Raw genomic sequence first — 26,476 nt, forward strand, 5'->3', positions numbered from 1 at the left:
TTTATCCTCCTGTTGCCATGCAATTGTCTGTTCTTTTGTCCTGTCTTGTTTTCAGATGATCATAAATTTGCGTTTGCAGGTCCCGTCTAAACCTTCGTAGCGATCAAAGCGTCCAGCGCCACAGCACCGTCCGGCAATAGAAGAAACGGATTAACGTCCACGGATTCAATTCGGTCGGCGTTCTCGGCTGCAAAGATCGAAAGACGCGAAAGCGCACGGGCCAAGGCATCGATATCCGAGCCCGCAGCACCGCGTACGCCATCAAGTATGGCACGCCCCCGTATCTCTTCGATCATCCGACGCCCTTCAACTTCATCAAAAGGGGCCAGGCGGAACGTAACATCCTGCAGCACCTCAACGAATACGCCACCCATTCCGAACATAACCGCCGGCCCAAACAAGGGGTCGTTGATGACACCCAGGACAGTTTCAACACCTCCGCTGACCATCGGGCCAACCAACACTGCAACCTCATCCACTTCGGGATGTGCCGCCCGAGCGCGTTCGATAAGCGTGTCAAAAGCATCCGCCGCTGCTTCTGCGGAAGCAATGTTCAGCAACACCCCTCCTATTTCGGTCTTGTGCAGGATGCTTGCGGCGACAACCTTCATGACCGCAGCATCCCCGATCGTGGACCAGGCTGCTGCAGCTTCCTCGCGTGTATGCACCAGATGATCGTCGGTCACTGGGATGCCCCAGCTCTGAAGCACTTTCTTGGCCTGATATTCATCGACCGGACCCATCGGAACGTCGAGCGCATCCTGTGGCCGCGCGCTATCTTCTGAGGGCAATACCTGCTCGAAAGCCTCGCCGAAATAGCTGAGCGCCGCTATCGCCCGCACAGCCAACGATGGATCCTCAAAGCATGGAATACCCAGATTTTCGTAGTGTGCCTGGTCTTCAGCTGTTGCCATGATGCTTAGTATCAGGTTCTGGGTCTTGTGCTTTTCACGTAGCCGTCGGTAAATCTCCGCTACCGCATCCCGAGTGAGCGGCGAAGATGCAACCGAGGCCATGTAAACCAGGTAACTGTCGCAACTGCCGGTCTCGATGACCAGGTCGGTGATTTCCTCGATCAAACGGGGATCGGCCAGTGCTTTGCCAGTGAAATCGACCGGGTTGCGCGTACCCGCAAACGCAATCAGGTCTGAGATCCGCTTCTGTACTGCGTCCGGCAACGGCGGCACTTCCAGCCCTGCCGCCTCGGCTGCATCGGCCATTAACACGCCAACGCCGCCCGAAATAGTCTGCAGGCAGATCCTCCGGCTTTTTGGAAACGTGCCGAACTGGCAGGCGTAGGCCACATCCAGCATCTCTTCGGTGGTCAGCGCCCGGTAGACGCCATATTGCGTGAACAATGCATTATACAGTGCATCGCTTCCGGCCAGCGACGCTGTGTGGGATGCCGCAGCGGCAGCGCCAACGCTCGATTGACCTACCTTGATAAAGATAACCGGCTTACGTGCCGCATGGGCCGCGCGCAGTGCCCGCTTCATGGCCGACATGTCTTGCACGCCTTCGGCGTAGGAAATGATCACTTTGACCTCGGGTTTCCCCGCGTAGTATTCGATGACCTCTGCGACATCGACATCGCATTCATTGCCGGTCGTTACCCAATAGCGCACGCCTAAACCGCGTTTCTGGGCCATCATGTATAGGTGCGAGCCGTAGGCGCCAGATTGACTGATAATGCCGAGGCTGCCCGACTTCATCAAACCCGTCGCTGGATAATTGGCAAAGGTGCCGTACCAGTCGTTGGCCGGCACGGCGACTCCGAGGCAATTGGGGCCAACTATGCGCATGCCGGAGTCGCGCGCGATTGCAGTCAGCTCTTCCTGAATTTCAGCCCCCTCTGCGCCGCTTTCCGCCAGACCGGAGGTAAAAACCACCACTGAACGCACGCCGATGTCGGCACATTCGCGGATCGTCTTGAGCAGGTGGGCCACGGGAACCGCGACGATGGCGCAGTCAACGACCTCCGGCACGTCGGCGATGCTTGAAAAAGCGGGCAATCCCTGAACTTCGGAATACTTCGGGTTGATCGGGTAGATATTTCCTTTGAACCCGGAACCGATCAGGTTGTTGATGGGACGTCCACCAATACGCGCTGGCACATTCGACGCACCGATGATCGCCACTGACTTCGGATTAAGGAACGCTTCGAGCGACGCACTCATTGTTCTCCTCCCCTGCGCGCGTGTTCCAAGAGGGATGCCGGGATCTTGACAGGCATCGCCAGAAGTTGCTGCGCGTAGCTCTTGCCCTGTGGATCAAGGAAAAGCGACGAGGTGCCGCCACCGTCAAGCGCATTTATCAAGACAAAGTTGAGAGCCAGCAAACCCGACAATTCGTAGCGAACAGCCTTACCGCGCTGCACATGAGCGAACCAGCGATTGATACGTTCGACTGTCAGCTCCTGTTTCAGCCAGGGCAGCAGCGCCTCATAGCGGGCGATCACACCGACATTGGCGTTGTCGCCCTTGTCACCGCTGCGCGCTACCGCGAGTTCAATAAGAGGTACTTCCACCAAATCGTTCGCTTCTCCTTCTGCTGGCAGCGGAATCTGCAAATCGCGCATTTGTGCCGGTTCGAAAAACTCAGACGGTGTTTGGGAGGTAAATGGGATCTTGCTACCGTTGACCTGTACTTCGATCTTCGTTTTGTCACGATCAACCAAGAACGCAAACTGAGCGATGACGGGCGCGACTTTCGGTCGGCCACCGGCGCCGCCAGAGGTCCGCCCGGTGGTCATGGACAGGGCAACACCTGTCACCTCTTTCGAAAATAGTTCGAGCGCTTCTCTCTGATCGTGACGCACGTCGACACGTACCATGACCTCCCGGCTGTCACGGGCTTCGGGGCGGGCGTTGGCGCCAAGAAGCGTCTCAGCACCAATGATATGGACGGCAGTTTTGCGGAAAGGTTCAAGTCCGCGTTCCTCGATCAGTCGGCTCACGCGTTCAAGCAGAGCCTGGCTGTAGGCCTCGGCCTTTTCGACGACGTCGAAACCGGCGATGATCGTTCCCGCAGATGCCCGATAACCGTCCTTCCAGGTTGCTGACACCTTCAGCTTTTCAGGAGGCGGATAGCCTCTCACCCCATCGATGCTCACACGATTTTGCCCGCACTCGGTAATGCGCGCGTTCCGAAAATCACAGGTCACGTCCGGCATCAGATACGCACCGGGATCGCCAATCTCGTAGACGATCTGCTCGGATACGGTAAGGCGTGACACCAAGCCGCCGGTATCGTCGGGTTTTGTGATGACAAACCCGCCTGAGGGGTCGCACTCGGCAATAGGATATCCCATGTCTGACCACCCCGAAACGACATCTCGCCAATCAGTAAAGTTGCCGCCGGTTGACTGGGCGCCACACTCAAGGATGTGGCCGGCCAAGGTGCCTGCTGCTAATTGGTCATAGTCCTGCGGCTGCCAGCCGAATTCATGGATCAGCGGACCAAGCGTCGTTGCGCTGTCGACGCAGCGCCCGGTGACGACGATATCCGCGCCAGCGTCAAGCGCCGCCGCGATCGGGAAGGCCCCCAGATAGGCGTTGGCACTGACGAGTTCGTCAGGCATGGGGATGCCATTTGTCATATCCCGCACATCTTGTCCGCGAAGCTCGTGTGCACGCCCGAGCAAGTCATCGCCGGTCACTGTCGCGATGCGCAGGTTGAGCCCTGCATCCTCGGCCACCTTGGCCAGCGCGCTGGCGCAGGCCTCGACATTCACCCCACCTGCGTTGGCGATAACCTTGATTCCGCGTTTCTGAATATCCGGAAGAAGGGGTTTCATTACCAGATCTACAAAATCCCGGGCATACCCGGCATCGGGGGCCTTGGCGCGCGCGCGGACCAGGATCGACATCGTCACTTCGGCCAGGTAGTCGAAAACCAAATAGTCGATGTTTCCCTTTTCGATGAGCTGCCGGGCAGCCTGGGGGGTATCGCCCCAATAACCCGACGCACCGCCAAGGCGGATCTTTTTCGCCTCTTTCATGACTTGCTCCAATCAGGGGCGCGTTTTTCTACAAACGCGGCTTGACCTTCGCGGCCTTCACCAGTGCGATTCAGTTCAGCAAACTGTCGTGCGGCAAATCGGATCATTTCCTCCGGAGAACCGGAACTGGCCATCCGCATCATGATTTCCTTGCTTGCTGCGCGCGCACCTGGCCCACATGCGAGAACCTCGGAGCAGACCTGCTCCAGTGTGTGCTGAGCATCGTCAGTATCACAGATGTATTGCCCGACACCCAATTCGTATGCCTGCTGTGCGTCAATTCGCTGACCAGTCAAGGCCAGCTGCAAGGCGCGGGACAACCCAATGCGGCGCACCACCCATGGCGCAATCTGGGCAGGCGCGATACCCAGCCGGGTTTCCGGCATACCCAGCCGCGCGCCCCGGACGAGAATGGTGATATCGGCCAAACAAGCATAACCCATACCGCCGCCAAATGCCGCGCCCTCTACAAGCGCGACCGTGGTCGCGCGCAGTTTCGAAAATCGGAGGAACGTTTCGCCTGCACGCATGTTACGTGCCTCGATCGGGTCCTCCTCGCCTTCGTGTCCAATCGTGGTTTCACGGCGTTCTTTAATGTCGCCGCCTGCACAAAAATTGCCGTCGGCACCAAAAAGGGTAACAAGACTTGTCGAGGGGTTCTGCTCAAGCCAGTCAAGAGTTTCACTAAGTTCGCGCGACATCACGGCGTTGATCGCGTTCCGTGTTTCGGGACGATTGAACATGATGTCCAAGCGGCCTGGTTTCGCTGTTAGTGTAAGGCATTCGGTTTGCGGCAGTGCCGTCATGTCGTCTCTCCCATCCTCAATTTCGCACGCTACTCGAGACCATTGTGTCGCGTGGTGGTCCTTGCCACGAAGGGGCATTGGGCCCGCGAGTTCCGGGCGGTGGTGGCGTGCGTGGCGGGCCAGCAAAACATTGGGCGATATTCATCCAGCGCTTTGCGGTATCGCCATGCAGCTCAAGCGCCGTGTCAGCGACATTGCGTGTCTGGGTCACCACCTGACAAAATTCGACTGCCGCGCCTTCTATCCGATCCGCATCTGACGGTTCGTTCCACGTCCACACCGACCCCGACGGGCCGGAAAGCACCACATACGGGCTCGGTTCCGGCACCGGCTTCTTGCGGTTGCGAAAGGACCAGCCAAAGGTATTGATACCCAAGTAGGCAATCGACCTGAGGTGGGCGCCATTGTCTTGACGCGAAACACCTAGCAGATCATAGACCGCCTGCGCATGAGCCCATGTCTCCATCATACGTGCCGAGACCGAAGACCTCGCGCTCATGTCCGGTCCGACCCATTTCACTCGCATCTTCGGGTCCGCCGCGGAGAAGGCTGCGCCAACGCGTTGATAACCTTCGCGCCACCGCTCCAAAAGGAGGTCCCCGCGACTGCCCTCAAGCTCATGATCCGTTGCTTCTATCAGCGTTTCGCCGCCACGGCGGCGTGCATTCAGACTTTCATAATAGGCGTCAAAAGCCTCTTCGTCCGTCAGCGATAGATAGGCCGCGTTGTTGAAGAAGTGGAGATGTTGGACAATGTTATCCACATTCCACCCCTTGAATTGGGTTTGCCGCTCGAAGACCTCTCCACCGGCTGATTTGATCAACTGGTAGAGAGCATCGCTGGTGGTCGTAAATCCGGTGGTTTCGGAGCTCACGCATCGTCTCCCTCAAGCGCATTATGCAAACGCTCGTAAGCAGCGAGGAAGTCATCCCGAAAGGCCTGAACCGTTTGCCTCGCGGACTGTACCTCGTTCATCATGCCGACCCCTTGACCCACGAAGTAGGTGTTGAGTTCTTTCGCCCCCTCATGACCGCCAGTCGCGAGCTTTTCGACTTTGCGCAACGGCGCGGTAACAAGAACGTTCTGAAGCGGAAGCGGCAGTTTTTCCGGGGCATCAGCGCTTTCCCAGGCATCGGTCCATGCGGACCGCAGTTGGCGCGAATACTTGCCAGTTCGCGCACGGGAGCGCACCGTGTCCCGCGTACCGGCCGCCAACAGCTTTTCCTTGATCGCGGGCGAGTTTTCCGCCTCTGTTGTCGTCAGCCAAACAGACCCACACCAAGCGCCGGAAGCCCCCATCGACATGGCCGCCGCCATCTGCCGACCCTGAACAATACCTCCTGCGGCGAGGACGGGCACATCTGAGATCTTTTCGACTGCCTCGACGACATCGGGAACCAGAACCATCGTTCCGATTTCACCACAATGGCCACCTGCTTCGGTCCCGGCTGCGATTATGAGATCGACGCCAGCGTTGACCTGAGCCACTGCGTGTTCTTTTGTGCCGACCAACGCCGCAACCGGAACACCATGTTCCTTGGCCTTGTCGAGCATACTCTGTGGTGGAACACCAAGCGCGTTTGCAATCATCGCAATCGGGTGGGAAAAAGCGACATCCATCGCCCGTTCCGCCCCGGCGACGCGCGCGTTCTCACTCAGATACATCGTCTCCCTGCGGGCGTCGTCCCCAACATCGGATGGGTCGACATTGAACTTGCGCATCAACTCGTCGGTGAAGGCCTTGTGTTCTTCGGGAATCCTGCTGAGAATTTCATCGGCGGCTGGGTCCTCGTCACGGCCGTCCATCTTGTTGGGAACGATCAGATCAACACCATAGGGTTTCCCGTCGATGTGGTCGTCGATCCATTTCAATTCGGTCTCAAGCTCTTCTGGTGAGAAACGGACAACCCCCAAGACTCCCATCCCTCCGGCCTTTGACACCTCGACGACGACGTCGCGACAGTGGCTGAAGGCGAACAGAGGAAAATCAATTCCGAAACGCTTGCACAGATCGTTGTTCATTCTTCTACTCCTGAGTTAAGTTCCAAATCGAGTTCGATCATCAAAGAATTGGCCGCCACTTGGGCAGCCACGCTGCAATGGATTGCGGTAACGCGGCCTGCGGCGGGCGCAATGATGTCATGTTGCATCTTCATTGCTTCCATCACCGCCAGACGCTGTCCGTGGTCGACTTGTTGGTTTGGTTCCACGAGAATTTCGATAACGGTACCGTGCATCGGTGCTTCGATCATTCCGTCGCCACCTGCCGAACTGCCTTCCGCAGAGTCCGCATAGCCGTCGTGGAAATCAAATTCTCCGTCTTCAAAGATGAGGTTGATACTGCTTGGGTGAGCGAGAAAGGTCGCCCGCTCTAATACGTTGCCAATCCGGAAACGCGCACTGTGGCTGTCCTCGGACACATCCGCCAAGGCAATCACATCCTCATCGACGACAACCCGGTACCCATTTTCCTTTGGCGTGACGGAAACCTTTTTCCCGGCCAACAAGTAATTGGTAACAAGAGGCGGTCCCGAGGACCAATTCAGCAATTCCTCAGGTATAGTCAGCGCTTGTTGCCGAGCAGCCTTACGTTGTGCGCCGTATAGCAGAACAGCACCAACCGCGATTTGCTCTGATGTAGGTATCAGTTCGGCAAACCCTTCGGCGAACTCTTCCGAGATGAAACTGGTCGTAGCCTTGCCTGCGATAAAGGCCGGGCGCTCAAGCGAACGAACAAGAAAATCACGGTTGACCTTTGGGCCAATCAGAACGGTCTGGTTTAGCGCCTTGATAAGATTCAGGCGCGCCGCTTCCCTATCTGGTCCTATGCCGATAATTTTTGCGAGCATTGGATCGTAGTGGGGAGACACCTCCAGCCCGGTTTTCAACCCGTCATCGCAGCGTATTCCATCACCTTCCGGCGCTACCCAAATTTCGATCTTGCCAGTCGCTGGCATAAAATCATTCGCCGCATCCTCAGCATAGAGCCGGGCCTCGATGGCATGGCCACTGAGGGCGATTTGCTCTTGCGAAATACCCAAGGGGAGCCCTTGCGCGACGCGCAGTTGAAGTTCAACCAAATCAAGCCCAGTCACTTCTTCCGTCACAGGGTGTTCGACCTGCAAGCGCGTGTTCATTTCCAGGAAATAGAACTCGCCATCGGCACCTAAAAGAAATTCGACCGTGCCAGCGCCTTGGTAATCCACGGTACGAGCCGCTGCCACTGCGGCTTGCCCCATGCGCTCACGCAGGTCCGGCGTCATGATCGGCGACGGCGATTCCTCCAGGATCTTTTGGTGACGGCGCTGCACCGAGCAATCCCGTTCGCCCATATGGATGATATCGCCGGCCTGATCTCCGAATACTTGGATTTCGATATGCCGAGGATTGATGATGGCCCGCTCCAGGATCAGTTCACCCGACCCAAAGGAATTGCGCGCTTCGGACCTTGCGGCAAGCAGGCCAGCTTCCAGATGATCGACTGAGTGAATCAAACGCATACCCTTGCCACCGCCCCCGGCAGCAGCCTTGATCATAAGCGGAAAGCCTACAGCCGTGGCCTCGCGGATCAGGGTCTCGTCGGATTGATCCTCGCCCTGATAGCCGGGAACACACGGCACATCGGCATCAATCATGAGCCGTTTTGCTGCTGCCTTATTGCCCATCAGATCAATTGACCTTGGCTTGGGCCCGACAAAGACGATATCCTCTTCGGCGCAGCGCTTCGCGAACTCTGCATTCTCAGACAGAAAGCCATATCCGGGATGGATCGCATCTGCGCCTGTTTCATGCGCCGCGGCTATGATGCGCTCAATATCCAGATAGGATTGCGCAGCAGGTGCGGGCCCGATCTCGACCGAGACATCGGCCATCTGAGCATGGGGCGCCTGTGCGTCAACATCAGAGTGAACGGCAACAGTCCGGTATCCGAGCCTGCTTGCGGTGCGCATTATCCGACAAGCGATTTCGCCGCGGTTTGCTATCAGTAGTGTCTTAAACGTACGCATATTTCCTCACATCCGCCCGATACCGAAAGTGTTGGTGCGGACTTCACGTCCGCGGGCCTCGCGGCAGGTGTCCAATGCGAAACCGATGATTTTACGCGTGTCGCGCGGGTCAACTATGCCCATGTCGAGCATTTGCCCCGAGGTGTAAAAGGCGCTTTCCTGTTGCTCGAAATGCGCCAAAAGAGCTGCTTTACGCTCACTCAGCTTCGCCTCGTCCACCTCAAAACCCTTACGCGCCGCGCTGCCGCGCGCCACCATATCCATCGTGGTCGCCGCCTGCTCGCCGCCCATCACGCCGGAACGCGAATTAGGCCAGGCAAAAAGGAAATCAGGCTCGTAGGCAAAACCCGACATGCCGTAATTCCCCGCCCCGAAACTGGCTCCAATATAAAAGGTGATCTTTGGCACACGAACATTCGATACTGCCTGGATCATTTTTGACCCGTGCTTGATCATGCCAGCTTGTTCGTAATCCTTACCGACCATGTAACCGGTGATGTTATTTAGGAAAACCAGCGGCATGTCCGCTTGATCGCACAATTGCATGAACTGAGCCGCCTTGGCCGCCCCGTTTGGGTCGATGGGACCGTTATTGCCTATCATACCAACGGCATGCCCCATCACGGATGTCTGGATGCAGACCAAGCTGGGTCCGAAATCGGGCTTGAATTGATCCAGATCCGAACCATCTGCCAAGCGCGCCATTACTTCGCGGGTGTCGTAGGCCTTGCGGTAATCGACCGGCACCACGCCCGCCAACTCTTCGGGTGAATAGTGCGGAGGTGCGTAGTTGCCCTGCGCGGGCGCGGCGCAATTTCGGTTCCAATCAAGCCGCGCAACCAACTGGCGGAGTTTAGCCATCGCATGAGCATCGTCTTCGACCAAATGCTCCACGACACCTGAAATCTCAGCATGCATCTGAGCGCCCGCCAACTCTTCTTCGTCAGCGACTTCGCCTGTAGCCGCGCGGACCAACGCCGCACCGCCCAATGAGGCCCGGCCACGCCCTTTGACCGCAATAACATAGTCCGAAAGACCCGGATAGTATGCCCCGCCCGCCGTCGACGGACCGTGCAGAACCGCAAAGGATGGAACGCCGGCCGCGCTTAGTTGCGCAAGACGTCGAAACGCGCCGCCTCCCCATGCCCAACCGGCAACTCGGTATTCAAGCAGGTTGGCACCCGCGCTTTCCACCAAATGCAGAAACGGCAACTTCTTGTCGAGCGCGATGTCCAGACAGTTACGCAGTTTTTCCCCTGTCTTTGGGGTGCCGGCACCGGCGTTAATTCCGCTGTCACTTGCATAGATCATGCAACGCGTACCGCTGACAAACCCAATCCCGGCAATTGTATTGGCACCGGGCAGCGATTTCTCGGGGTCAGAGGTATCGATAAGATAGTTGGCCATTCCGAACAATTCGAGAAATGGCAATCCGGGGTCCAGCAGCCGCGCAATACGTTCACGGGGAGTCAGTTGCCCGCGCTCTTCAAACACTGCGCGTCGACGTTCTGACGCCTGAGACGACCGATCCTTCAAAGTATGTACGCGATCAACAAGCGCAAGCATATCGCTGCGATCATTGGCAAAAGCCTCTGAGCTCACGTCGATGCGCGAAGTAAAAACTGGCATGTCCCCCCCCTCAAGCAATCAGGCCCCGTCACAAGCGCGAACCGGGTTACCTCGCGGATCCTTTTCAGGACCGCTCCTCCCACGCCAGCGGTGATCCACGACTGTGATTTATCGTTAGCGTCTCTGATACAGTCATGCATCAGTACCTACCTGTCAACAATAATTTCACACATCTGGATAATATGCCATTTTTGATCCAGATATATGTACCTGTGCTCGGAGGAGGTAGTCGGATCTTGCGGACGAGGTATTTCAGCGTGCAACGGAACTGCCGCGCACAGATGCAATAAAACTCGTGTGCGCACTGCATATCCGGCGGTGCCCGCGCCGGCTCCGCCTGCAGATAACAGGGACCTACAATTTGATAGTTTTGGGACAGGACGCGCCGGATTTGAGCGACACCACCGAGCGCCCTCTCAATCGTAAGAAGCCGCGCCAACTTCAAGAAGCAGCGCCGCGCTGCCTTTACTTTGGTATGATTTTGTCGATCGCGACCCGCATGGCCTCGGCAATCCGCAAGGCATTTCCTTCAAACCTGAACATCGGTCCCGCAACTGTAAAAGCGAGATGGCGCCCAAAAACAGGCAAAGCCATCGAGATCCCGCCCAGATCAGGACTGAAATTGGATGCGCTGACGAACCAGCCTCGTTCGACGCCCTCTGTAATCCTGTTCTCGACTTCAGCGGCATTCAACGGAGTGCCGGAACCGTACTTCACGAACATGGCACGCTTCAGCAGCGATTCACGTTGCTGCGGTGACATCAAGGACATCAGCGCATGGCCCGTTGCGGTTGCATGGATTGGTACACGCTTTCCTGGTTCCGCGACATAGCGGATCGGTTGCGGTGAGTTCGCAACGCTCAGCATTATCGCGTTCTGACCGCTGGGCGCGGCTACCCATGTCGTTTCGCCCATCTGCTCGGAAACTGTGCGAACAAGTTCGAAAACTTCGTCCGGTAGAGGTTCCGCAGTTGATATCTCTTGCGACAAACTCAGCCAGCGAGGTGTTGGATAAAAACCAGCTCTGGTGCGGGGTTCATATAGGAAGCCCCGCTCAACCAAGGTATCGATCACGTTGAAAGTACTCGACCGGGGCCAACCGAAATGTTCGGAAAGCTCCTTCAAGCCCGCTGGCCTTCCCACTTGAGCATAGAACTCAAGCACATCCAGCGCGTTCGAAATCTGACGTACCTGAGCCACACACGCCCCCTCTTTAAATCCATATATATGTATCACTATCAGATTCTCAGCGCAAATGTTGAATGCTGTTGACTGCCTTTCTTGCCCCATGTAATCCATATTTGAAGATTTATTATGCAGAAATGTGAACAAATGAAGGGGTGAGGTAAATGGGGCCACTGGAAGGATTGCGCGTGCTGGACATGACGTCCGTAGTCATGGGCCCTTATACGACGCAGTTTCTGGGCGATTTCGGCGCAGATGTGATTAAGGTCGAGGCTCCGGGAGGCGATGTTGTCCGGCAGGTCGGTCCCAGCCGGAACAGCGGAATGGGCCCTCTTTTTCTAAATTCCAACCGCTCAAAGCGCTCAATTACACTGGATCTGAAAACGCCCGAGGGATTGAAGGCTTTGTTGCGCCTTGCCGAGCGAGCCGATGTACTGGTCTACAATATCCGCCCCGCTGCCATGGCGCGCCTTGGCTTGTCCTACGAAGAGGTCTCAGCGCACAACCCGCGCATCATCTATGCGGGCATGTTTGGCTATTCACAGGATGGGCCCTACGCCGCCTATCCCGCCTACGACGATCTGATCCAGGGCGCTGCTGCGCTGCCTTATCTGTTTCAACGCGCAGGGTCGGCGGAGCCGCACTACGTTCCAACGGCGATCAGCGACAGGGTTGTTGGGCTGTTTGCCCTGTCAGCAATATTGGCGGGGATTCACGAACGTAGTTCTTCCGGCCAGGGCCAACGGATTGACATACCAATGTTCGAATGTATGGCAAGCTTTATCCTGTCGGATCATCTAGGCGGCCAAAGCTATGATCCACCGCTGGATCGCGGCGGCTATCACAGACAATTGTCACCTGAGCGGCGCCCCTACCAAACCAGTGACGGCTACATCTGCGCGTTGCTCTACACCGACGCGCACTGGCGACGGTTTTTTATGGCAATCGAGCGCAGCGATCTGATCGAGAATGATCATCGCTTTGCCACGTTCAATGCACGCATGGAGCACCTCGACGAGGTCTACAGGACGTTGTCGGACCTTCTGTCTCAGCGCACCACCGCCGAATGGCTGGAGGTTTTCGGGCAAGCCGATATTCCGGCCATGCCGATGAACGACATCGAGGGAATATTGAACGACCCTCATATGCAAGCGACCGATTTCTTTCAATTTACCGACCATCCGAGCGAAGGCCGCCTGCGCGAGATGAAGGTGCCAACGCAGTTTTACCGCACACCGGCCACCCCCTCGCAGCCGGTTCCCAGACAGGGGCAAGACGGTCACCAGATTCTGAGCGAGGCTGGGTTCAGCACTGAGGAATTGCAGGAATTGGCCGATACTGGCGGTTGGTTGGAGCCAGATGAAACGATTGAAGCATAGGAAGGAACACTAGATGGATTTCTCCATGACGGAAGAACAACACGCCATCCGTGATGCGGTCGCCGCGATTTGCACACGCTTTGACGAAAACTACTGGCTGGAAAAGGACAGAACCGGCGGTTTCCCCGATGATTTTTATAATAGTCTGGCCGATGCGGGTTGGCTGGGCATCTGTATCCCGCAAGCCTACGGTGGTTCAGGGCTCGGGATTACCGAGGCGGCCATCATGATGCGAACAATCGCAGCGTCAGGTGGAGGAATGTCGGCAGCCTCTGCTGTGCATATCAACATCTTTGGGCTCAACCCCGTCGCCGTCTTCGGCACCGAAGAACAGAAACAGCGCATGTTGCGACCAATGGCAGAAGGAAAAGAAAAAGCCTGTTTCGGCGTGACCGAGCCCGACGCCGGGCTGAATACCACGCAGTTGAAGGTGCGCGCTGTTCGCGATGGCGATCGCTATATCGTCAATGGTCAGAAGATCTGGATATCTACCGCCCAGGTGGCTGACCGGATCCTGCTGTTGGCCAGAACAACGCCGCTGGACAAGATCAAGAGACCGGCAGAGGGCCTCAGCCTGTTCTACACCAAGCTCGACCGCACCCGTGTTAAGATCAAGGAAATCGACAAGATGGGGCGCAAGGCTGTCGATTCCAACGAATTGTTCTTCGAGGACTACGAAATTCCGGAAGAAGACAGAATTGGAGAAGAAGGCCGAGGGTTCGAGTATATTCTGCACGGGATGAACCCCGAACGGGTTCTGATTGCCTCGGAGGCCATCGGTTTAGGCAACGCCGCGCTAAGGCATGCTTCAAAATACGCCGCCGAACGTGTGGTTTTTAACCGCCCCATCGGACAAAATCAGGCCATTCAGCATCCGTTGGCCAAATGCTGGTCAGAGCTTGAAGCCGCTTGGCTGATGGTCATGTCCGCTGCATGGAGCTACGACAATGGTAAGTCGGTAGGCGTGGCTGCGAATGCAGCTAAATACCTTGCCGGTGAAGCCGGGTACAATGCATGCCAGACGGCGGTCATGACCCATGGCGGATTTGGCTATGCCAAGGAATTCCATGTGGAGCGGTTCCTGCGGGAGTCGCTGATCCCCCGGATCGCCCCCGTCAGCCGCGAACTCGCCCTGAGCTTCATCGCAGAAAAAGAACTCGGCCAGCCCAAATCTTACTGAGCTGCTGTCGGAGACAAGAGGTCATCGGCGGATGGCCCACTCCGAGGGACAACCTACATTGGCAGATCGTCCCGGCCCCTGACGTCATCGGACCGGTCGCAACGAAAAGGATAGAAACATGAGTCTTCCAGTTATTGTATCTTTGGCGCGAACCCCAATTGGAAAAGCGGCGCGTGGCGCGTTGAATCAGACCCATGGCGCGACTATGGGTGGTCATGTTGCGTCCATCGCTGTAGAGCGCGCCGGTATTGACCCCGCCTTGATCGAAGACAGCGTCTGGGGCGTTGGCCACCCAGAGCATGTGACCGGCGGGAACATCGGTCGTCAGATCGTCATCCGGGCAGGCCTTCCCGACGAGATCGCGGGGATGACGGTAAATCGGTTTTGTTCGTCCGGCCTGCAGGCGCTGGTCATCGGCTCAGAGATGGTGCGGCAACAAGGGGCTGCGGCAGTCCTGACCGGCGGGCTTGAAAGCATCAGTCTGAACCAGCCGCCCCCGCGCCACCCCCGGGAAGAATGGATTGAAACCCATCGCCCCGAACTTTACATGCCGATGATCGAAACCGCAGACATTGTGGCTGAACGCTATGGCATCGATCGTGAGGCGCAGGATCGTTACGCGTTCGAATCTCAAAAACGTATGGCCCGCGCGCAGGAAGCCAACCTTTTTGCAGACGAAATCGTCCCCATTACAGTTGAGCGATCGGTAACCAACCGTGAAACTGCGGAACAGCGGATCGAAACCGTTCGGTTTGACGCTGACGAGTGCAACCGGCCGGGAACAACCTATGAAGCACTGGCCAGTCTCGATCCGGTGCGCGGTCCGGGCAACTATATAACGGCAGGAAACGCATCGCAGTTGTCGGATGGGGCGGCGGCACTGGTCGTCGTGTCAGAGGAAATTGCGACCCGAGAGGGCTTGGTCCCGTTAGGCACCGTGCGCGGGTTCGCCGTTGCCGGATGCGCCCCTGACGAAATGGGTATTGGCCCTGTCTTTGCGATCCCCCGGCTGTTGGAACGACAAAACCTGAAGGTAGATGATATCGACCTTTGGGAATTGAACGAGGCCTTTGCCAGCCAGTGCCTCTATTGCCGTGACAAACTGGGAATCGACCCGGAAAAATACAACGTGAACGGCGGCGCTATCGCCATCGGCCATCCCTTTGGAATGTCGGGTGCGCGCATGACGCAGCATATCTTGCTGGAAGGCCGCCGGCGAAGTGCCAAGTGGGGGGTCGTATCCATGTGTGTCGGCGGGGGCCAAGGCGCCGCAGCGTTGATTGAGATTTTTTGATGTTTCCCGATTTTAGGATACATCGCTCTGCCCGCCAACCGAACACTGCAGGATACCTTTTCGGCGAAGCCGCATTGCTGTCATTACGCGACGAGGATCGGTCATGAGCGAAGATGCAATGGCAGAAGTAAACGCCAAAACGACCATCGGCTATGAAATCGAACGGAGCAACCCGGATGGAGATGCTATTATAAGCCTGCAAGTCGATGAGCGGCATCTCAACGGTCACGGGATTGCGCATGGCGGCATAGTCGCAACGCTTCTTGATACGGCGGCAGGTCGCACAGCGGCGACGTTTTTCGATCAGGATCGAAAGATCTCAATTGTTACAGTCTCGATGAACATCAGTTACCTTGCCCCCTGCACTCCCGGTCGGGTGATATGTACGGGTCACGTCCTTGGGGGTGGAAAAACATCCGTAGTATGTGAGGCCGAGTTGCGTGATGAAACCAAAAAACTGCTCGCTAAGGCTGTCGGCGTATTCCGCAGCATCGGCGCGAAGAAATGGAACAAACCAGCCACCAAGGATGATGGCTAATAGAGGTACTTGTGCCTGACTACCGGTCGAATACGGGCTGGGCGCGGCAGTTATAACACCAGATTTCGCCGATGGATGATCATAATCTGATGCGCGATAAGATTGGTTTCAAGATCAATCCAATAAACTGGATCGCGTTTAGAACAGCATCCCTGTCGCTATCGTTCGCAAGAACTGAACCGCTGAGGGTTTGCCGCAGGCTCTAAGTCATGGATGAAAAGGGCGGATTGCAGGGCAGCGGATCGACCTTCGGGTATTCACCTGGCTCTGATGATGTCACCGCCCCCGAGGGCATCAATAAGCCAAGGTCGGTCTGCGATGATCCACAAACGAGGACGGCCATGTCGGGGTTGTCCGTCGTCTAATAAAGTTGGACTTTCGAGCGTTTTGAACATCGGTGACTAAATGCCGCCTGGAACAGCGTGCCCACGGAAACGACCGCCTGTTCGCCCAGATAGGTTAGCGCAACCCGCAGCCGCCGCGCGTGCCTCCTGCGCGGCGGCGTACAGATCACCCGCAAGTTAGCCGAGCAGAACGATCACGATAGAGGGCGGAATGATCTGCCCCAGCGTGCCGGATGCGCCGATCAGGCCCGTGGCGATTTCAGGCGAATAGTTATTGCGCAGTATTGTGGGCAGCGCCAACAGACCCATCGCTACAACGGTCGCGCCCACGATACCGGTCGAAGCCGCCAAGCGCAGATTTCTTCATAAATGAACGGCGAGCCATAAGGTATCCTTTCGGAAATGTACGCCCGCGCGATTTGGTCCGTGCAGGTCGTTTCAAGTGGCGTCACCCTAACGATGGCGCGTCGTTTGAAAATACTGACAACTGCGGAGACGACGATGTCTGTTTGCAACAACCCGTGCTTTCCCGCCCACGCGATGCTCCAATTTCAATATAAAGGTGTGCGAAAAATCTGCGATGCACCTTCAGGCTGCGCCGGACGCATAGCCTTTGGTTCCGAACGGAATGCGCCGTATCGATTCGTCGATCTGACTACCATTCTTCGTTCCGCAATTTCCCTGTGCGAAAAAGTTGGCGCTTCTCACTTCCGTCCCGCTGGTTCTGGCGGTAGCTGCCATTGCCCTGTTGGTCGCGACACAGTCGCGCGCGTTGGCTGAACGGGAAATAAACGCCCTTGAACAACAGCTTACCGAAGCGACAAAGGCCGAGTTGCGCAATTAAGTCACGCACGCCCCTAACAGTTTCTACTTTATCTACGGGTCCGCCGCCCCGAACGACGAAGTGGCTAAAGCGCGCGTCGCTCAGATTCTGTCGGCGAGGATTTACGGCGAGGAGGGTCAGTTCTTTGTCTATGATCACGAAGGCACCCCCCGTGGTCGACACCCTGATCGAAATCGCGCGCGCCGGTGCGGGCTATCACACCTATGTGGCCCAAATCCTTCACCGGTGAGCAAGCGCAGATGATCAGCTATGTAACCTCGTTCCGTCCTGGCGGTGGGTGGTCGGTACCGGTGTGCTCATCGACGACGTGCTCGCAGATGTCGCCGCCGCCGAACCTCTAGCCAAAGGCATCACCGCTCTTGCGCAGGCCATTTCCGAAGTTCGCCGGATCAGCCGCGATCTGCGCCCCGGTATCCTCAACGATCTCGGTCTCGGGCCCGCGCTCAAGACACTGGCGGACGAGTTTGCCGCACGCACGGGTATAGATGTCAGCTATAACAGCGTGGTGTTCCGCAACCGGCTCGATAACGAGGCGAAGATCGCGCTGTACCGGATCGCGCAGGAGGCGCTGACCAATATCGAACGCCATGCGGGCGCAAGCGATGTGGCGATTGACCTCGACGGCTACCGTACGGGGGGCGACGATGCGCATTACCGACAATGGGGTTCGAATTGCGGGGCGGTACCCCGGGGTTGGGCCAGCGCAACATGCAAGAGCGCATGGAACAGCTCGGCGGCAGCTCGCAATTGCGACCCGCGGTAGGCAAAGGTGTAGAGATCAAGGCAATAGCCCCCCTAACCCACATGCTGCCCCCCGACCCCGGCGGTGCAGACAGCAGAAAGTCCGCCGCATGACCTACAAGCTGCGCATCGCCATTGTTGACGATCATCCGATGGTTGCCGAAGGTATCCAGAGCATTCTTGAAAGCGACGATGATGTGGTGGTGGATGCACTGAACAACAGTCGTAATGTCATAGAACAACTCGATACGCTCGATCCTGACGTGATCCTGATGGACCTTAACATGCCGGATATCGGCGGCCTCTCGGCGACCGAAATCGTGCTGGAGGGACGTCCCGGCACCCATATAGCGACCTGTCCATGCACGACACTCCCGAATACACTTCATCCGCGCTCAACCACGGTGCGATGGGAAATATCCTCAAGGATGTCCCGACCGACGAGATCAACCCGGCAATCAACACAGTGATACAACGGGATAGTTATCTTTGCACCGGCGCCAAAGGGTCTTTGGCACTCAAGGATAGCTGTGCGCGAGGTGCTGACGGACCGGGAGCAGACAATATTGCTTTAACTTGTGCAGAACCAATCGCACAAACAGGTCGCTCACGCCCTAGAGATATCTGTGAGGACGGTTGAGACGCATCGGAAGAACATCAAAAGCAAGCTTGGCATCTCGTCTACCGCCGGTTTGACGCGATATGCGCTGTAGCATGGTGTTCTTCAAGGAACCGGCGTCGATCTTTAGATGTACAGATGGCCCCTTCCCCTTTTGCAAGGGAAAGGGGCTGATCCGAGTTTTCAGTCGTTCGTTTCAGTCGTTCGCGGGCGGGCTGACGTCAAGTGAGGGAACGGTGATTGTTTTTTCTTCGGTCGTGACATCCACTTCGGGAACTTCCACATCCACCTCTTCTTCGGTGACATTGACGCTACCGACTTCCGCATCGTACTCGGGCAGATTGCCGTCTTCAACGGATACATCCACGTCGGGCATACTTCCCTCCTCTGTCTGATCCACATCGACCATGTAAATGGCCGCAAGCGCTACGATCGCAACAATTGCAACGCCGGCAACAATGGGTCCGGTTTTCATCTCTTATCCTTCCAGCTAATCACTTTTCAGTTCGTGTGACCAACTGCCGCAGAAGGAAATGGTTCGCGGTTTTGCACAATTAATTTTCCCGAAAGCGATTCATGTTCAGAAAATGGCGCTGTTTTGCTGCGATACTACCGCAGACCTTCCCCGAATTTTGCCGAAATTTCATTTTCAACCTTCCGCACGCAACAAAATTTCTCCATTTAGAACTGCAGGGACACATTTTTTGGCCCATTGCCGGTTGACGCCTCTAGATCACGAACATAATGTCGCCTCGTAATCGAAGGAGTATTGGACCAATGCCTTGCCTGGTCGTCATCGTAGGAAACGCGCGCATGGGCCGGTGACGGTAGTCCCTTTCCGACACCATGCGCCCCCGACATTCTCGGGGGCTTTTTTATGCGACGGTCAAACAACACAGCGGTGGCACTCTGACGATTGCGCCGGCTCGGTATGGGCCAAACGAGAAACTGGAAGCCAAGAGAAGGACCAGCACGATGACACGCCAGATGACCGGAGCGAAAATGATCGTTCAAGCCCTGATTGACCAGGGCGTCGATACCGTATTCGGGTATCCCGGCGGTGCTGTCCTGCCGATCTACGACGAGATTTTCCAGCAAAACCATATCCGGCATGTGCTGGTGCGCCACGAACAGGGGGCCGTGCACGCTGCCGAAGGGTACGCCCGCTCGACCGGTAAACCCGGTGTGGCGCTGGTGACATCCGGTCCCGGTGCCACGAACGCGGTGACGGGTCTGACGGACGCGCTTCTGGACAGCGTCCCGATTGTGGTCCTGACCGGACAGGTGCCGACTTTCATGATCGGGTCGGACGCGTTCCAGGAGGCGGATACCATCGGCATCACACGCCCCTGCACCAAACATAATTGGTTGGTGAAGGAAACGGACAGACTGTCTTCGATAATCCACGAAGCATTCCATGTCGCCACGCACGGGCGCCCGGGTCCGGTGCTCGTGGACATCCCCAAGGACGTTCAGTTCGCCAGCGGTACCTATGCCCCGAAGACTCCGTCCGTGTCGCACTACCAACCCCAACTCAAGGGCGACATGGAAGCGATTGTCGAACTTGTTGATGCCATCGAGAAAGCCAAGCGTCCGGTGTTCTATACCGGTGGCGGGGTGATCAATTCCGGTCCGGGCGCCAGCCAGTTGTTGCGTGAATTGGTCGAGGCGACCGGTTTCCCGATCACATCGACATTGATGGGTCTCGGCGCTTATCCCGCGTCAGGCGACAAATGGCTCGGCATGCTGGGAATGCACGGTCTCTACGAGGCGAACATGGCGATGCACGACTGTGATCTGATGATCAATGTTGGGGCGCGCTTCGATGACCGTATTACGGGCGTCGTCGAAAAATTCAGTCCCAATAGCAAAAAGGCGCATATCGACATCGACCCCTCTTCGATCAACAAGGTGATCCGCGTCGACATTCCCATTATGGGCGATGTCGGTCATGTGCTTGAGGATCTACTCAAGGTCTGGAAATCGCGCGGTCGTAAAACCAATTCGGAAGCCATCGTGAAATGGTGGAAGAAGATCGAGGAATGGCGCGCGGTTGACTGTTTGAAATTTACCCAGAAGGGCAAGACGATCAAGCCGCAACATGCGGTGGCGCGGCTTGAAGCACTCACCAAGGATCACGACCGCTATATCTGTACCGAGGTCGGACAGCACCAGATGTGGGCCGCGCAGTACCTCAATTTCGATAATCCAAACCGTTGGATGACCTCTGGTGGGCTTGGAACCATGGGCTATGGGTTTCCCGCCTCCATCGGCGTTCAGATGGCACATCCCGACAGCCTCGTGATCAACGTGGCGGGCGAAGCGTCATGGCTGATGAACATGCAGGAACTAGGCACGGCGATGCAATATAACCTGCCGGTCAAGCAGTTCATCCTCAACAACGAACGCCTTGGCATGGTGCGTCAGTGGCAAGAGTTGCTGCACGGCGAGCGCTATTCGCAAAGCTGGTCCGAAAGCCTGCCTGATTTTGTTAAGCTGGCAGAAGCATTCGGCGCCAAGGGTATCATCTGTTCGGATCCCGATGATCTGGACGACGCAATCATGGAGATGCTTCAGCATCAAGGCCCTGTGCTGTTCGACTGCCTCGTCGAGAAACACGAAAATTGCTTTCCTATGATACCATCGGGCAAAGCTCATAACGAGATGATCATGGGCGAGGTAGATACCTCGACAGCGATCGACGCTGAAGGAAAGGTGCTGGTTTGAGATCCGCTTGGTTCTTCGACTTTACCGCGCGTACGGACATTTCGCCTACCAGACGGAAAACCGCTGACATGGCTGATAGCAATAAGGAAGCTGTGCTATGATCGGTAGAATGAAGAAAGCCCCCGGCGGATCTCGCCGGGACGCTTCACCACTAAGCCGAATTATTCAAATAATTCGATCCGGAATTTTCGAAAATTCCGGGTACCAGCAGCGGCCGATACGATCAATTCGAACTAACGTATACGTTCAATCGTCGTCTTCCTCGCCTTCGCGCGCGACTTCACGGTCGTATTCGCGATCCGCGCCTTCGCGCTCCATCTTGTCGATGGTTCCGTCACCATCAGTGTCATACCGTTTGAAATTGCCGCGCACGAACTCTGCGTCATTGATCGTACCGTCACCATCCTCGTCCCAGCGTCCAAACAGACCGGATGCTCCATATCCTTCACCGAACTCCGCTTCGCTATATCCGCCGTCACCATCACGATCCCAGTCTTCTTCAGCAAACGCAGGCGCTGCGATCGCAATGGTTGCGAGGGCTGCGGCGCGTGCCATGGATCTCTTCAACGTCATTGGTCATTCCTCCTGTTCATCGCCGCTAGCCAAATCACTCTTTCGCGGCTCTGCAGAGAAACCCCCGTACGGTGCCACGAGTTCCGTCCGTGCCCCCGATAGACGTCAGATTTGCCGATTTCTTGCGGTCCCCACACTACGAAAGGCCACCATATGTCTGCCCTGAAAATCAAAAAAGGTGCCACCAGCCACTCCGCCTACAACCTGCGTCCCAATTTTTCCGACGTCGAAGAACGCCATACACTTGCCGTTCTCGTGGAGAACGAGCCGGGCGTTCTGGCACGGGTTATCGGGCTGTTCTCGGGGCGTGGTTATAACATCGACAGCCTGACCGTGGCCGAAGTCGATCATACCGGCCACCTCAGCCGCATCACCATCGTGACAACCGGGACGCCACAGGTTATCGAGCAGATCAAGGCCCAGTTGGGTCGGATCATTTCGGTGCGCGAGGTTCACGATCTGACCGTCGAGGGGGCCAGCGTCGAACGTGAACTGGCCATGCTCAAGGTCACCGGGAAAGGTGACCAGCGGGTCGAGGCGCTCCGCCTCGCGGATATTTTCCGCGCCAACGTCGTCGACAGCACGCTGGAAAGCTTCGTGTTCGAAATCACCGGGGCACCGGACAAAATCGACGCATTTGCTGAATTGATGCGACCATTGGGCTTGGCTGAAGTCGCCCGCACCGGTGTCGCCGCACTTTCGCGCGGCAGCTGAGCGGCAAGGATAGTGCAGACGCGGGGAAAGACCTGCGTCTGATCTCAACCACCACACAGTTTGGGTCTCTTCCCACGTTGCGGTTGCTTTCCAACTCTTTTCCCTCTCTCCTTTGGATTGAGGAAAAACATCGGGGGGTATCCATACCAATTCCAGCCATGTGCGTCGGCCATAGTCTGTTCGACGCGCGCGACACCGATCCACCTCCTTCACCCACGTGCAAGAGCGTCTATCGAGGCTTTTCGACACCTGATCAGGCGTGCACCACTGGCCGGCAGTGTCGCGTCCCCGCGCGGTGAACATTTCCTCGCCCATGGCGATTTCGCCGGGCTGACTGCGGCCACGTGGCCGCAGCGTGCGGCGTGCGACAGGCCGTACAAAGCCCCCATTAACCGGTTTGTAGTGCCCCACCGTCGCGCAAAGCGGCATAGACGTGCCAGGATGAATGGCCAAGCCAAGGCAACACAACCAGCAGCCCGAAGAACGCAGGCACCATCGCAAGGATCAACAGGAACGCGATCAAGACCGCCCATCCCAGCATCATCATAGGATATTGCGCAACCACACTGATGGAGCGGATCATGGCGGTGACATAGTCAACCTCGCGGTCGAGCAGCATCGGCAGACCGACAACGCAAACCGAAAACAGCAAGAGCGCAAAGACGCCGCCGACCAAGGACCCCAGGCCAAGCATGATCAATCCGTCGACGCTCAGGAAAACCTGCGTGGAGGACATTATGTTGGTCATCGGCTTGAGCCCCAACATCAGGGCGAAAATCATGTGCCCGAGAAAGAACCAGAACAGCAGGATCACCATCATCAACGCACACAGCCAGGGCAATTGTCGGTTGCGTTCCTGCCAGAGGACGCGCCACACATCGCGCGTCGTAACGTAGGTGCCGCTGCTGCGCAGACGCGAGACTTCGTAGGTGCCAAGTGCTGCGAACGGCGCGAAAAGAGGAAATCCGAATACCCCCAGCACCAACCAGAACGTGTGCCCCGCCCAGACGGTCAGTGCGGTCATCCCCCACCCCGCCAACAGGCACAGCGCGGCTACGATCACCCCAAAGGCGGGCGCGGCACGGAAATCTGACCACCCTGCGCGCAGTGCATGGCGGAACGTCTGAATCGTCGGCGCTGCAAAGGCGGGCGCGCCGTGGGCCCGCTCCATCATCAGGTCAGCCATTGGTGTATCCTCCGTGGGGCGGGGGTGCAGGACGGGTTTGCGGCCAAAGCGTCACCTTGTGCCATTGCTGCGCCAGCCGTAACAGCATCGCATCGCTTCCGCGCGGGCCGATCAGCTGCAGACCCGCCGGCAGGCCGTTTTCGCCGAAACCGGCGGGTACGTTGACGACCGGAAGCCCGATCAACCCGGCGGGCACCACCACCTGCATCCAGCGGTGATACGTATCCATCGCATGGCCTTCGATGGATTGGGGATGCTCCCATTCCACCGGAAACGGCCAGACCTGCGCCGACGGCAATACCAACACATCATAGCTCTCGAACAGGCGCACGGTCCGACGGTACCAGTCAGAGCGGATCGCGCTGGCCGTCTGTATCCGGGCCGCATCCATTGCGCGGCCCCGTTCAATCTCCCAAATGGCCGCAGGCTTGAGCAACAATCGTTGATCGGGGTTGTCATAGTAGACGCCCGATCCCGCCGCGACGGCGAAAGACCGCAGATCAGTCCAGGATTGCCAGATCGCATCGGCGCTGAACGGGGCTTTCAGAGTTTCAACGCGATGCCCCGGTTCGGCCATCTGCAAGAGAGCCGACTGCGACAGATCGCCGATGCCCGGCGCATAGGGGAACGCGCCGTCCCAATCGCCCAGCCAGCCGATGCGCAGCGCCTTCGGCGTGCGATCTATGCCTGCTAGAGTATCGGCACCCTCACGGCTAAGGGGCTGGCGCGGATCCGCTCCGGTCATCGTATCCAGCAAGGCGGCAAGATCAGCCGGTGTCCGTGCCATCGGTCCGGCGGTCGAAAGCTGGTGCATGAACAGATCGCCAGCAGGCTCCGCAGGTACGGTGCCCCATGTGGGCCGCATCCCGTAGACGTTGTTCCACCCCGCCGGATTGCGCAGCGATCCCATCATGTCGGAGCCGTCCGCGACGCTGAGCATGCCTGTAGCCAATGCGACTGCGGCACCGCCCGATGATCCGCCCGCTGAGCGGGACGTGTCGTAGGGGTTGCGCGTGACCCCGTGGACCGGATTGAACGTATGCGAACCCAGACCGAATTCGGGCGTGTTCGTCTTGCCGATCACGATGGCCCCGGCGGCGCGCAGGCGTGCGACCAGCAAATCGTCGGCTTCTGCCTCATGGTCCGCGAACAGAGGCGATCCCATCGACGTGGGAAAGCCCGCCGCATTGGCAAGATCCTTGATGGCGATGGGGATCCCGTGCAGCCAGCCGCTGCGCGGCGCGTTGTCGGCTTCGCGCGCCTCGGTCATGAGCCTGTCGCCATCGCGCAGGCTGACGATTGCGTTGACAGAAGGATTGATGACAGCGATCCGTGCCAGCGTCGCCTGCATCATTTCGGCGGCGGAGATTGCACCGCTTTCGAGCGCGGCAGATTGGGCGCACGCATCCATTTCATGTATTTTCATACAGCCAGAAAAGCACGTCACGCCAGCGCCGCGCAATAGCCTATGGTAGCGGTCTTTCACGCCGGTGCGCGTTCAGACCGGGCCTTCCAACTTCGGATCAGTCGCCCTGTGCCTGCGCCCGGCTCTTGCCGGAAACCGCCAGCGCCAGCGTCGCCCCCATCAGACCATCCAGATCGCCGTCGAGCACGCCCTTGGTATCGGATGTCTCATAGTTGGTGCGCAGATCCTTGACCATTTGATAGGGTTGCAGGACGTAGGACCGGATCTGGTTGCCCCAGCCCGCATCGCCTGCATTCTCGTGCGCCGCGTTCACGAGCGCGGACCGTTTGTCCAACTCCATCTGGTAGAGCCGCGATTTGAGGGCCTTCATCGCGATGTCGCGGTTCTGGTGCTGTGATTTCTCCGAAGAGGTCACGACGATCCCGGTGGGGTGGTGCGTGATCCGCACGGCGGAATCGGTGGTGTTGACGTGCTGGCCGCCCGCACCGGACGACCGGTAGGTGTCGATGCGGATATCGCTGGGGTTCACCTCGATCTCGATGTTGTCATCGACGACCGGGTACACCTTCACGGAGGTAAACGATGTATGCCGCTTCGCCGCGCTGTCGAAGGGTGATATCCGTACCAGCCGGTGCACACCGGATTCGGATTTGAGCCAGCCGTAGGCGTTGTGCCCCTCGATCTTGTAGGTCGCGGATTTGATGCCCGCCTCTTCGCCCGCGCTCTCCGCCTGCAGCTCGACCTTGTAGCCCTTCTTTTCGGCCCAGCGGACGTACATCCGCGCCAGCATCGACGCCCAGTCGCACGATTCCGTACCGCCCGCGCCCGAGTTGATTTCGAGAAATGTATCGTTCGCATCCGCCTCGCCATCGAGCAGGGCTTCAAGCTCCTTCTGCGCGGCCTTCTCGGCCAAAGCCGCCAGCGCCTTCTCCGCATCGCCGACGACTTCGGCGTCGTCTTCCATCTCGCCCAACTCGATCAGATCTATGTTGTCCTGCAGATCGGCCTTGATGCCTTCATAGGTGTCGATTGCATCGACCAGCGCCTGACGCTCACGCATCAGCTTTTGCGCGGCTTCGGGATCGTTCCACAGGTTGGGGTCCTCGACGCGGGCGTTGAATTCCTCCAGCCGGTAGGGCGCTGTCTCCACGTTCAGACGCTGGGCCAACAGCTCAAGCGATTTGGCGATCTGGTCTGCTGTATTCTGTGCTTCTGCGCGCATCGTGTCCTGCCCCGAAATAAATTGCGGCCCCTGCATCGCAAGGGCCGCCTTATGTGTTAAAC

At 57.5% G+C, this 26,476-nt stretch carries 19 protein-coding genes and 3 pseudogenes; 8 read left to right on the forward strand and 14 right to left on the reverse strand.

From position 1 onward, the window contains the following. Positions 1-86: 86 nt before the first annotated feature. The 8 genes from Q1A06_RS04930 to Q1A06_RS04965 form a co-directional block, all read right to left on the reverse strand. A complete protein-coding gene (locus Q1A06_RS04930) occupies positions 87-2,177 on the reverse strand; it encodes an acetate--CoA ligase family protein (protein WP_299559420.1) in 2,091 nt (696 codons plus the stop codon). Beyond that, a complete protein-coding gene (locus Q1A06_RS04935; RefSeq protein WP_299559423.1) occupies positions 2,174-4,000 on the reverse strand; it encodes an acyclic terpene utilization AtuA family protein in 1,827 nt (608 codons plus the stop codon). The genes Q1A06_RS04930 and Q1A06_RS04935 overlap by 4 nt, the downstream gene beginning before the upstream one ends. Beyond that, a complete protein-coding gene (locus Q1A06_RS04940) occupies positions 3,997-4,806 on the reverse strand; it encodes an enoyl-CoA hydratase/isomerase family protein (protein WP_299559426.1) in 810 nt (269 codons plus the stop codon). Before Q1A06_RS04940 ends, Q1A06_RS04935 begins: the two co-directional genes overlap by 4 nt. A gap of 16 nt (positions 4,807-4,822) precedes the next feature. Continuing rightward, on the reverse strand, positions 4,823-5,680 hold the full coding sequence (locus tag Q1A06_RS04945; protein ID WP_299559429.1) for a TIGR03084 family metal-binding protein: 858 nt from the start codon (positions 5,678-5,680) through the stop codon (positions 4,823-4,825). Further along, positions 5,677-6,828, reverse strand: coding sequence for a nitronate monooxygenase (locus Q1A06_RS04950; protein WP_299559432.1), 1,152 nt, complete (start codon positions 6,826-6,828; stop codon positions 5,677-5,679). Before Q1A06_RS04950 ends, Q1A06_RS04945 begins: the two co-directional genes overlap by 4 nt. Then, positions 6,825-8,813: a biotin carboxylase N-terminal domain-containing protein gene (locus Q1A06_RS04955; RefSeq protein ID WP_299559435.1), complete on the reverse strand. Its 1,989-nt coding sequence runs from the start codon at positions 8,811-8,813 to the stop codon at positions 6,825-6,827. The genes Q1A06_RS04950 and Q1A06_RS04955 overlap by 4 nt, the downstream gene beginning before the upstream one ends. A gap of 6 nt (positions 8,814-8,819) precedes the next feature. Further along, positions 8,820-10,442, reverse strand: coding sequence for a carboxyl transferase domain-containing protein (locus tag Q1A06_RS04960; RefSeq protein WP_299559438.1), 1,623 nt, complete (start codon positions 10,440-10,442; stop codon positions 8,820-8,822). A 465-nt stretch (positions 10,443-10,907) separates the two neighbouring features. Next, positions 10,908-11,642 carry an IclR family transcriptional regulator C-terminal domain-containing protein gene (locus tag Q1A06_RS04965; RefSeq protein WP_299559441.1) on the reverse strand — a complete coding sequence of 245 codons (735 nt, stop codon included), beginning with the start codon at positions 11,640-11,642 and terminating at the stop codon, positions 10,908-10,910. A 149-nt stretch (positions 11,643-11,791) separates the two neighbouring features. Here Q1A06_RS04965 and Q1A06_RS04970 point away from each other — a divergent pair, with 149 nt between their 5' ends. The 4 genes from Q1A06_RS04970 to Q1A06_RS04985 all read left to right on the forward strand — a co-directional run bounded on the left by Q1A06_RS04970 (position 11,792) and on the right by Q1A06_RS04985 (position 16,018). Beyond that, positions 11,792-13,006: a CoA transferase gene (locus Q1A06_RS04970; RefSeq protein WP_299559444.1), complete on the forward strand. Its 1,215-nt coding sequence runs from the start codon at positions 11,792-11,794 to the stop codon at positions 13,004-13,006. Between the two features lie 13 nt (positions 13,007-13,019). Next, positions 13,020-14,186 carry an acyl-CoA dehydrogenase family protein gene (locus tag Q1A06_RS04975; RefSeq protein ID WP_299559447.1) on the forward strand — a complete coding sequence of 389 codons (1,167 nt, stop codon included), beginning with the start codon at positions 13,020-13,022 and terminating at the stop codon, positions 14,184-14,186. A gap of 118 nt (positions 14,187-14,304) precedes the next feature. After that, positions 14,305-15,480, forward strand: a complete 1,176-nt coding sequence (locus Q1A06_RS04980; protein WP_299559450.1) for an acetyl-CoA C-acyltransferase — start codon at positions 14,305-14,307, stop codon at positions 15,478-15,480. A 103-nt stretch (positions 15,481-15,583) separates the two neighbouring features. Continuing rightward, a complete protein-coding gene (locus Q1A06_RS04985; RefSeq protein ID WP_299559453.1) occupies positions 15,584-16,018 on the forward strand; it encodes a PaaI family thioesterase in 435 nt (144 codons plus the stop codon). Positions 16,019-16,424: 406 nt separating this feature from the next. Here the strand turns inward: Q1A06_RS04985 and Q1A06_RS04990 are convergent. Continuing rightward, positions 16,425-16,713, reverse strand: a pseudogene (locus Q1A06_RS04990) (TRAP transporter large permease subunit); the annotation flags it as partial. A 343-nt stretch (positions 16,714-17,056) separates the two neighbouring features. On the opposite strand from Q1A06_RS04990, the pseudogene Q1A06_RS04995 reads away from it, so the two are divergent. Continuing rightward, positions 17,057-18,061, forward strand: a pseudogene (locus tag Q1A06_RS04995) (cache domain-containing protein). Beyond that, positions 18,058-18,660, forward strand: a pseudogene (locus Q1A06_RS05000) (response regulator transcription factor). Before Q1A06_RS04995 ends, Q1A06_RS05000 begins: the two co-directional pseudogenes overlap by 4 nt. Positions 18,661-18,762: 102 nt before the next feature. On the opposite strand, the gene Q1A06_RS05005 reads toward Q1A06_RS05000, so the two are convergent. Continuing rightward, positions 18,763-19,041: a hypothetical protein gene (locus Q1A06_RS05005; protein WP_299559456.1), complete on the reverse strand. Its 279-nt coding sequence runs from the start codon at positions 19,039-19,041 to the stop codon at positions 18,763-18,765. A 500-nt stretch (positions 19,042-19,541) separates the two neighbouring features. Between Q1A06_RS05005 and Q1A06_RS05010 the strand changes: the two genes are divergently transcribed. After that, entirely contained in the window at positions 19,542-21,293 is a 1,752-nt protein-coding gene (locus Q1A06_RS05010) for an acetolactate synthase 3 large subunit (protein WP_299559459.1), read from the forward strand. 246 nt (positions 21,294-21,539) lie between these two features. Here the strand turns inward: Q1A06_RS05010 and Q1A06_RS05015 are convergent, their stop codons facing one another. Next, the gene (locus tag Q1A06_RS05015) at positions 21,540-21,866 is read right to left on the reverse strand and encodes a hypothetical protein (RefSeq protein WP_299559462.1); all 327 of its coding nucleotides are present in this window, start codon (positions 21,864-21,866) and stop codon (positions 21,540-21,542) included. Positions 21,867-22,019: 153 nt separating this feature from the next. Between Q1A06_RS05015 and ilvN the strand changes: the two genes are divergently transcribed. Continuing rightward, positions 22,020-22,580 carry an acetolactate synthase small subunit gene (gene ilvN / locus Q1A06_RS05020; RefSeq protein WP_299559465.1) on the forward strand — a complete coding sequence of 187 codons (561 nt, stop codon included), beginning with the start codon at positions 22,020-22,022 and terminating at the stop codon, positions 22,578-22,580. Positions 22,581-22,968: 388 nt separating this feature from the next. Here ilvN and Q1A06_RS05025 read toward each other — a convergent pair whose 3' ends face one another. The 3 genes from Q1A06_RS05025 to prfB all read right to left on the reverse strand — a co-directional run bounded on the left by Q1A06_RS05025 (position 22,969) and on the right by prfB (position 26,414). After that, entirely contained in the window at positions 22,969-23,766 is a 798-nt protein-coding gene (locus Q1A06_RS05025) for a DUF2189 domain-containing protein (protein WP_299559468.1), read from the reverse strand. Continuing rightward, a complete protein-coding gene (locus Q1A06_RS05030) occupies positions 23,759-25,192 on the reverse strand; it encodes an amidase (protein WP_299559471.1) in 1,434 nt (477 codons plus the stop codon). Before Q1A06_RS05030 ends, Q1A06_RS05025 begins: the two co-directional genes overlap by 8 nt. A gap of 97 nt (positions 25,193-25,289) precedes the next feature. Beyond that, positions 25,290-26,414: a peptide chain release factor 2 gene (gene prfB / locus Q1A06_RS05035; RefSeq protein ID WP_299560514.1), complete on the reverse strand. Its 1,125-nt coding sequence runs from the start codon at positions 26,412-26,414 to the stop codon at positions 25,290-25,292. Positions 26,415-26,476 lie beyond the last annotated feature (62 nt).

It is taken from the genome of uncultured Sulfitobacter sp., from assembly GCF_947497275.1.
Classification (GTDB): domain Bacteria; phylum Pseudomonadota; class Alphaproteobacteria; order Rhodobacterales; family Rhodobacteraceae; genus Sulfitobacter.

Bases quoted from the DNA above. Each gene is read 5' to 3' on its own strand.
- Q1A06_RS04930 (WP_299559420.1), bottom strand. From the start codon at position 2,177: ATGAGTGCGTCGCTCGAAGCGTTCCTTAATCCGAAGTCAGTGGCGATC.
- Q1A06_RS04935 (WP_299559423.1), bottom strand. From the start codon at position 4,000: ATGAAAGAGGCGAAAAAGATCCGCCTTGGCGGTGCGTCGGGTTATTGG.
- Q1A06_RS04940 (WP_299559426.1), bottom strand. From the start codon at position 4,806: ATGACGGCACTGCCGCAAACCGAATGCCTTACACTAACAGCGAAACCA.
- Q1A06_RS04950 (WP_299559432.1), bottom strand. From the start codon at position 6,828: ATGAACAACGATCTGTGCAAGCGTTTCGGAATTGATTTTCCTCTGTTC.
- Q1A06_RS04955 (WP_299559435.1), bottom strand. From the start codon at position 8,813: ATGCGTACGTTTAAGACACTACTGATAGCAAACCGCGGCGAAATCGCT.
- Q1A06_RS04960 (WP_299559438.1), bottom strand. From the start codon at position 10,442: ATGCCAGTTTTTACTTCGCGCATCGACGTGAGCTCAGAGGCTTTTGCC.
- Q1A06_RS04970 (WP_299559444.1), top strand. From the start codon at position 11,792: ATGGGGCCACTGGAAGGATTGCGCGTGCTGGACATGACGTCCGTAGTC.
- Q1A06_RS04975 (WP_299559447.1), top strand. From the start codon at position 13,020: ATGGATTTCTCCATGACGGAAGAACAACACGCCATCCGTGATGCGGTC.
- Q1A06_RS04980 (WP_299559450.1), top strand. From the start codon at position 14,305: ATGAGTCTTCCAGTTATTGTATCTTTGGCGCGAACCCCAATTGGAAAA.
- Q1A06_RS04985 (WP_299559453.1), top strand. From the start codon at position 15,584: ATGAGCGAAGATGCAATGGCAGAAGTAAACGCCAAAACGACCATCGGC.
- Q1A06_RS05005 (WP_299559456.1), bottom strand. From the start codon at position 19,041: ATGAAAACCGGACCCATTGTTGCCGGCGTTGCAATTGTTGCGATCGTA.
- Q1A06_RS05010 (WP_299559459.1), top strand. From the start codon at position 19,542: ATGACACGCCAGATGACCGGAGCGAAAATGATCGTTCAAGCCCTGATT.
- Q1A06_RS05015 (WP_299559462.1), bottom strand. From the start codon at position 21,866: ATGACGTTGAAGAGATCCATGGCACGCGCCGCAGCCCTCGCAACCATT.
- ilvN (WP_299559465.1), top strand. From the start codon at position 22,020: ATGTCTGCCCTGAAAATCAAAAAAGGTGCCACCAGCCACTCCGCCTAC.
- Q1A06_RS05025 (WP_299559468.1), bottom strand. From the start codon at position 23,766: ATGGCTGACCTGATGATGGAGCGGGCCCACGGCGCGCCCGCCTTTGCA.
- Q1A06_RS05030 (WP_299559471.1), bottom strand. From the start codon at position 25,192: ATGAAAATACATGAAATGGATGCGTGCGCCCAATCTGCCGCGCTCGAA.
- prfB (WP_299560514.1), bottom strand. From the start codon at position 26,414: ATGCGCGCAGAAGCACAGAATACAGCAGACCAGATCGCCAAATCGCTT.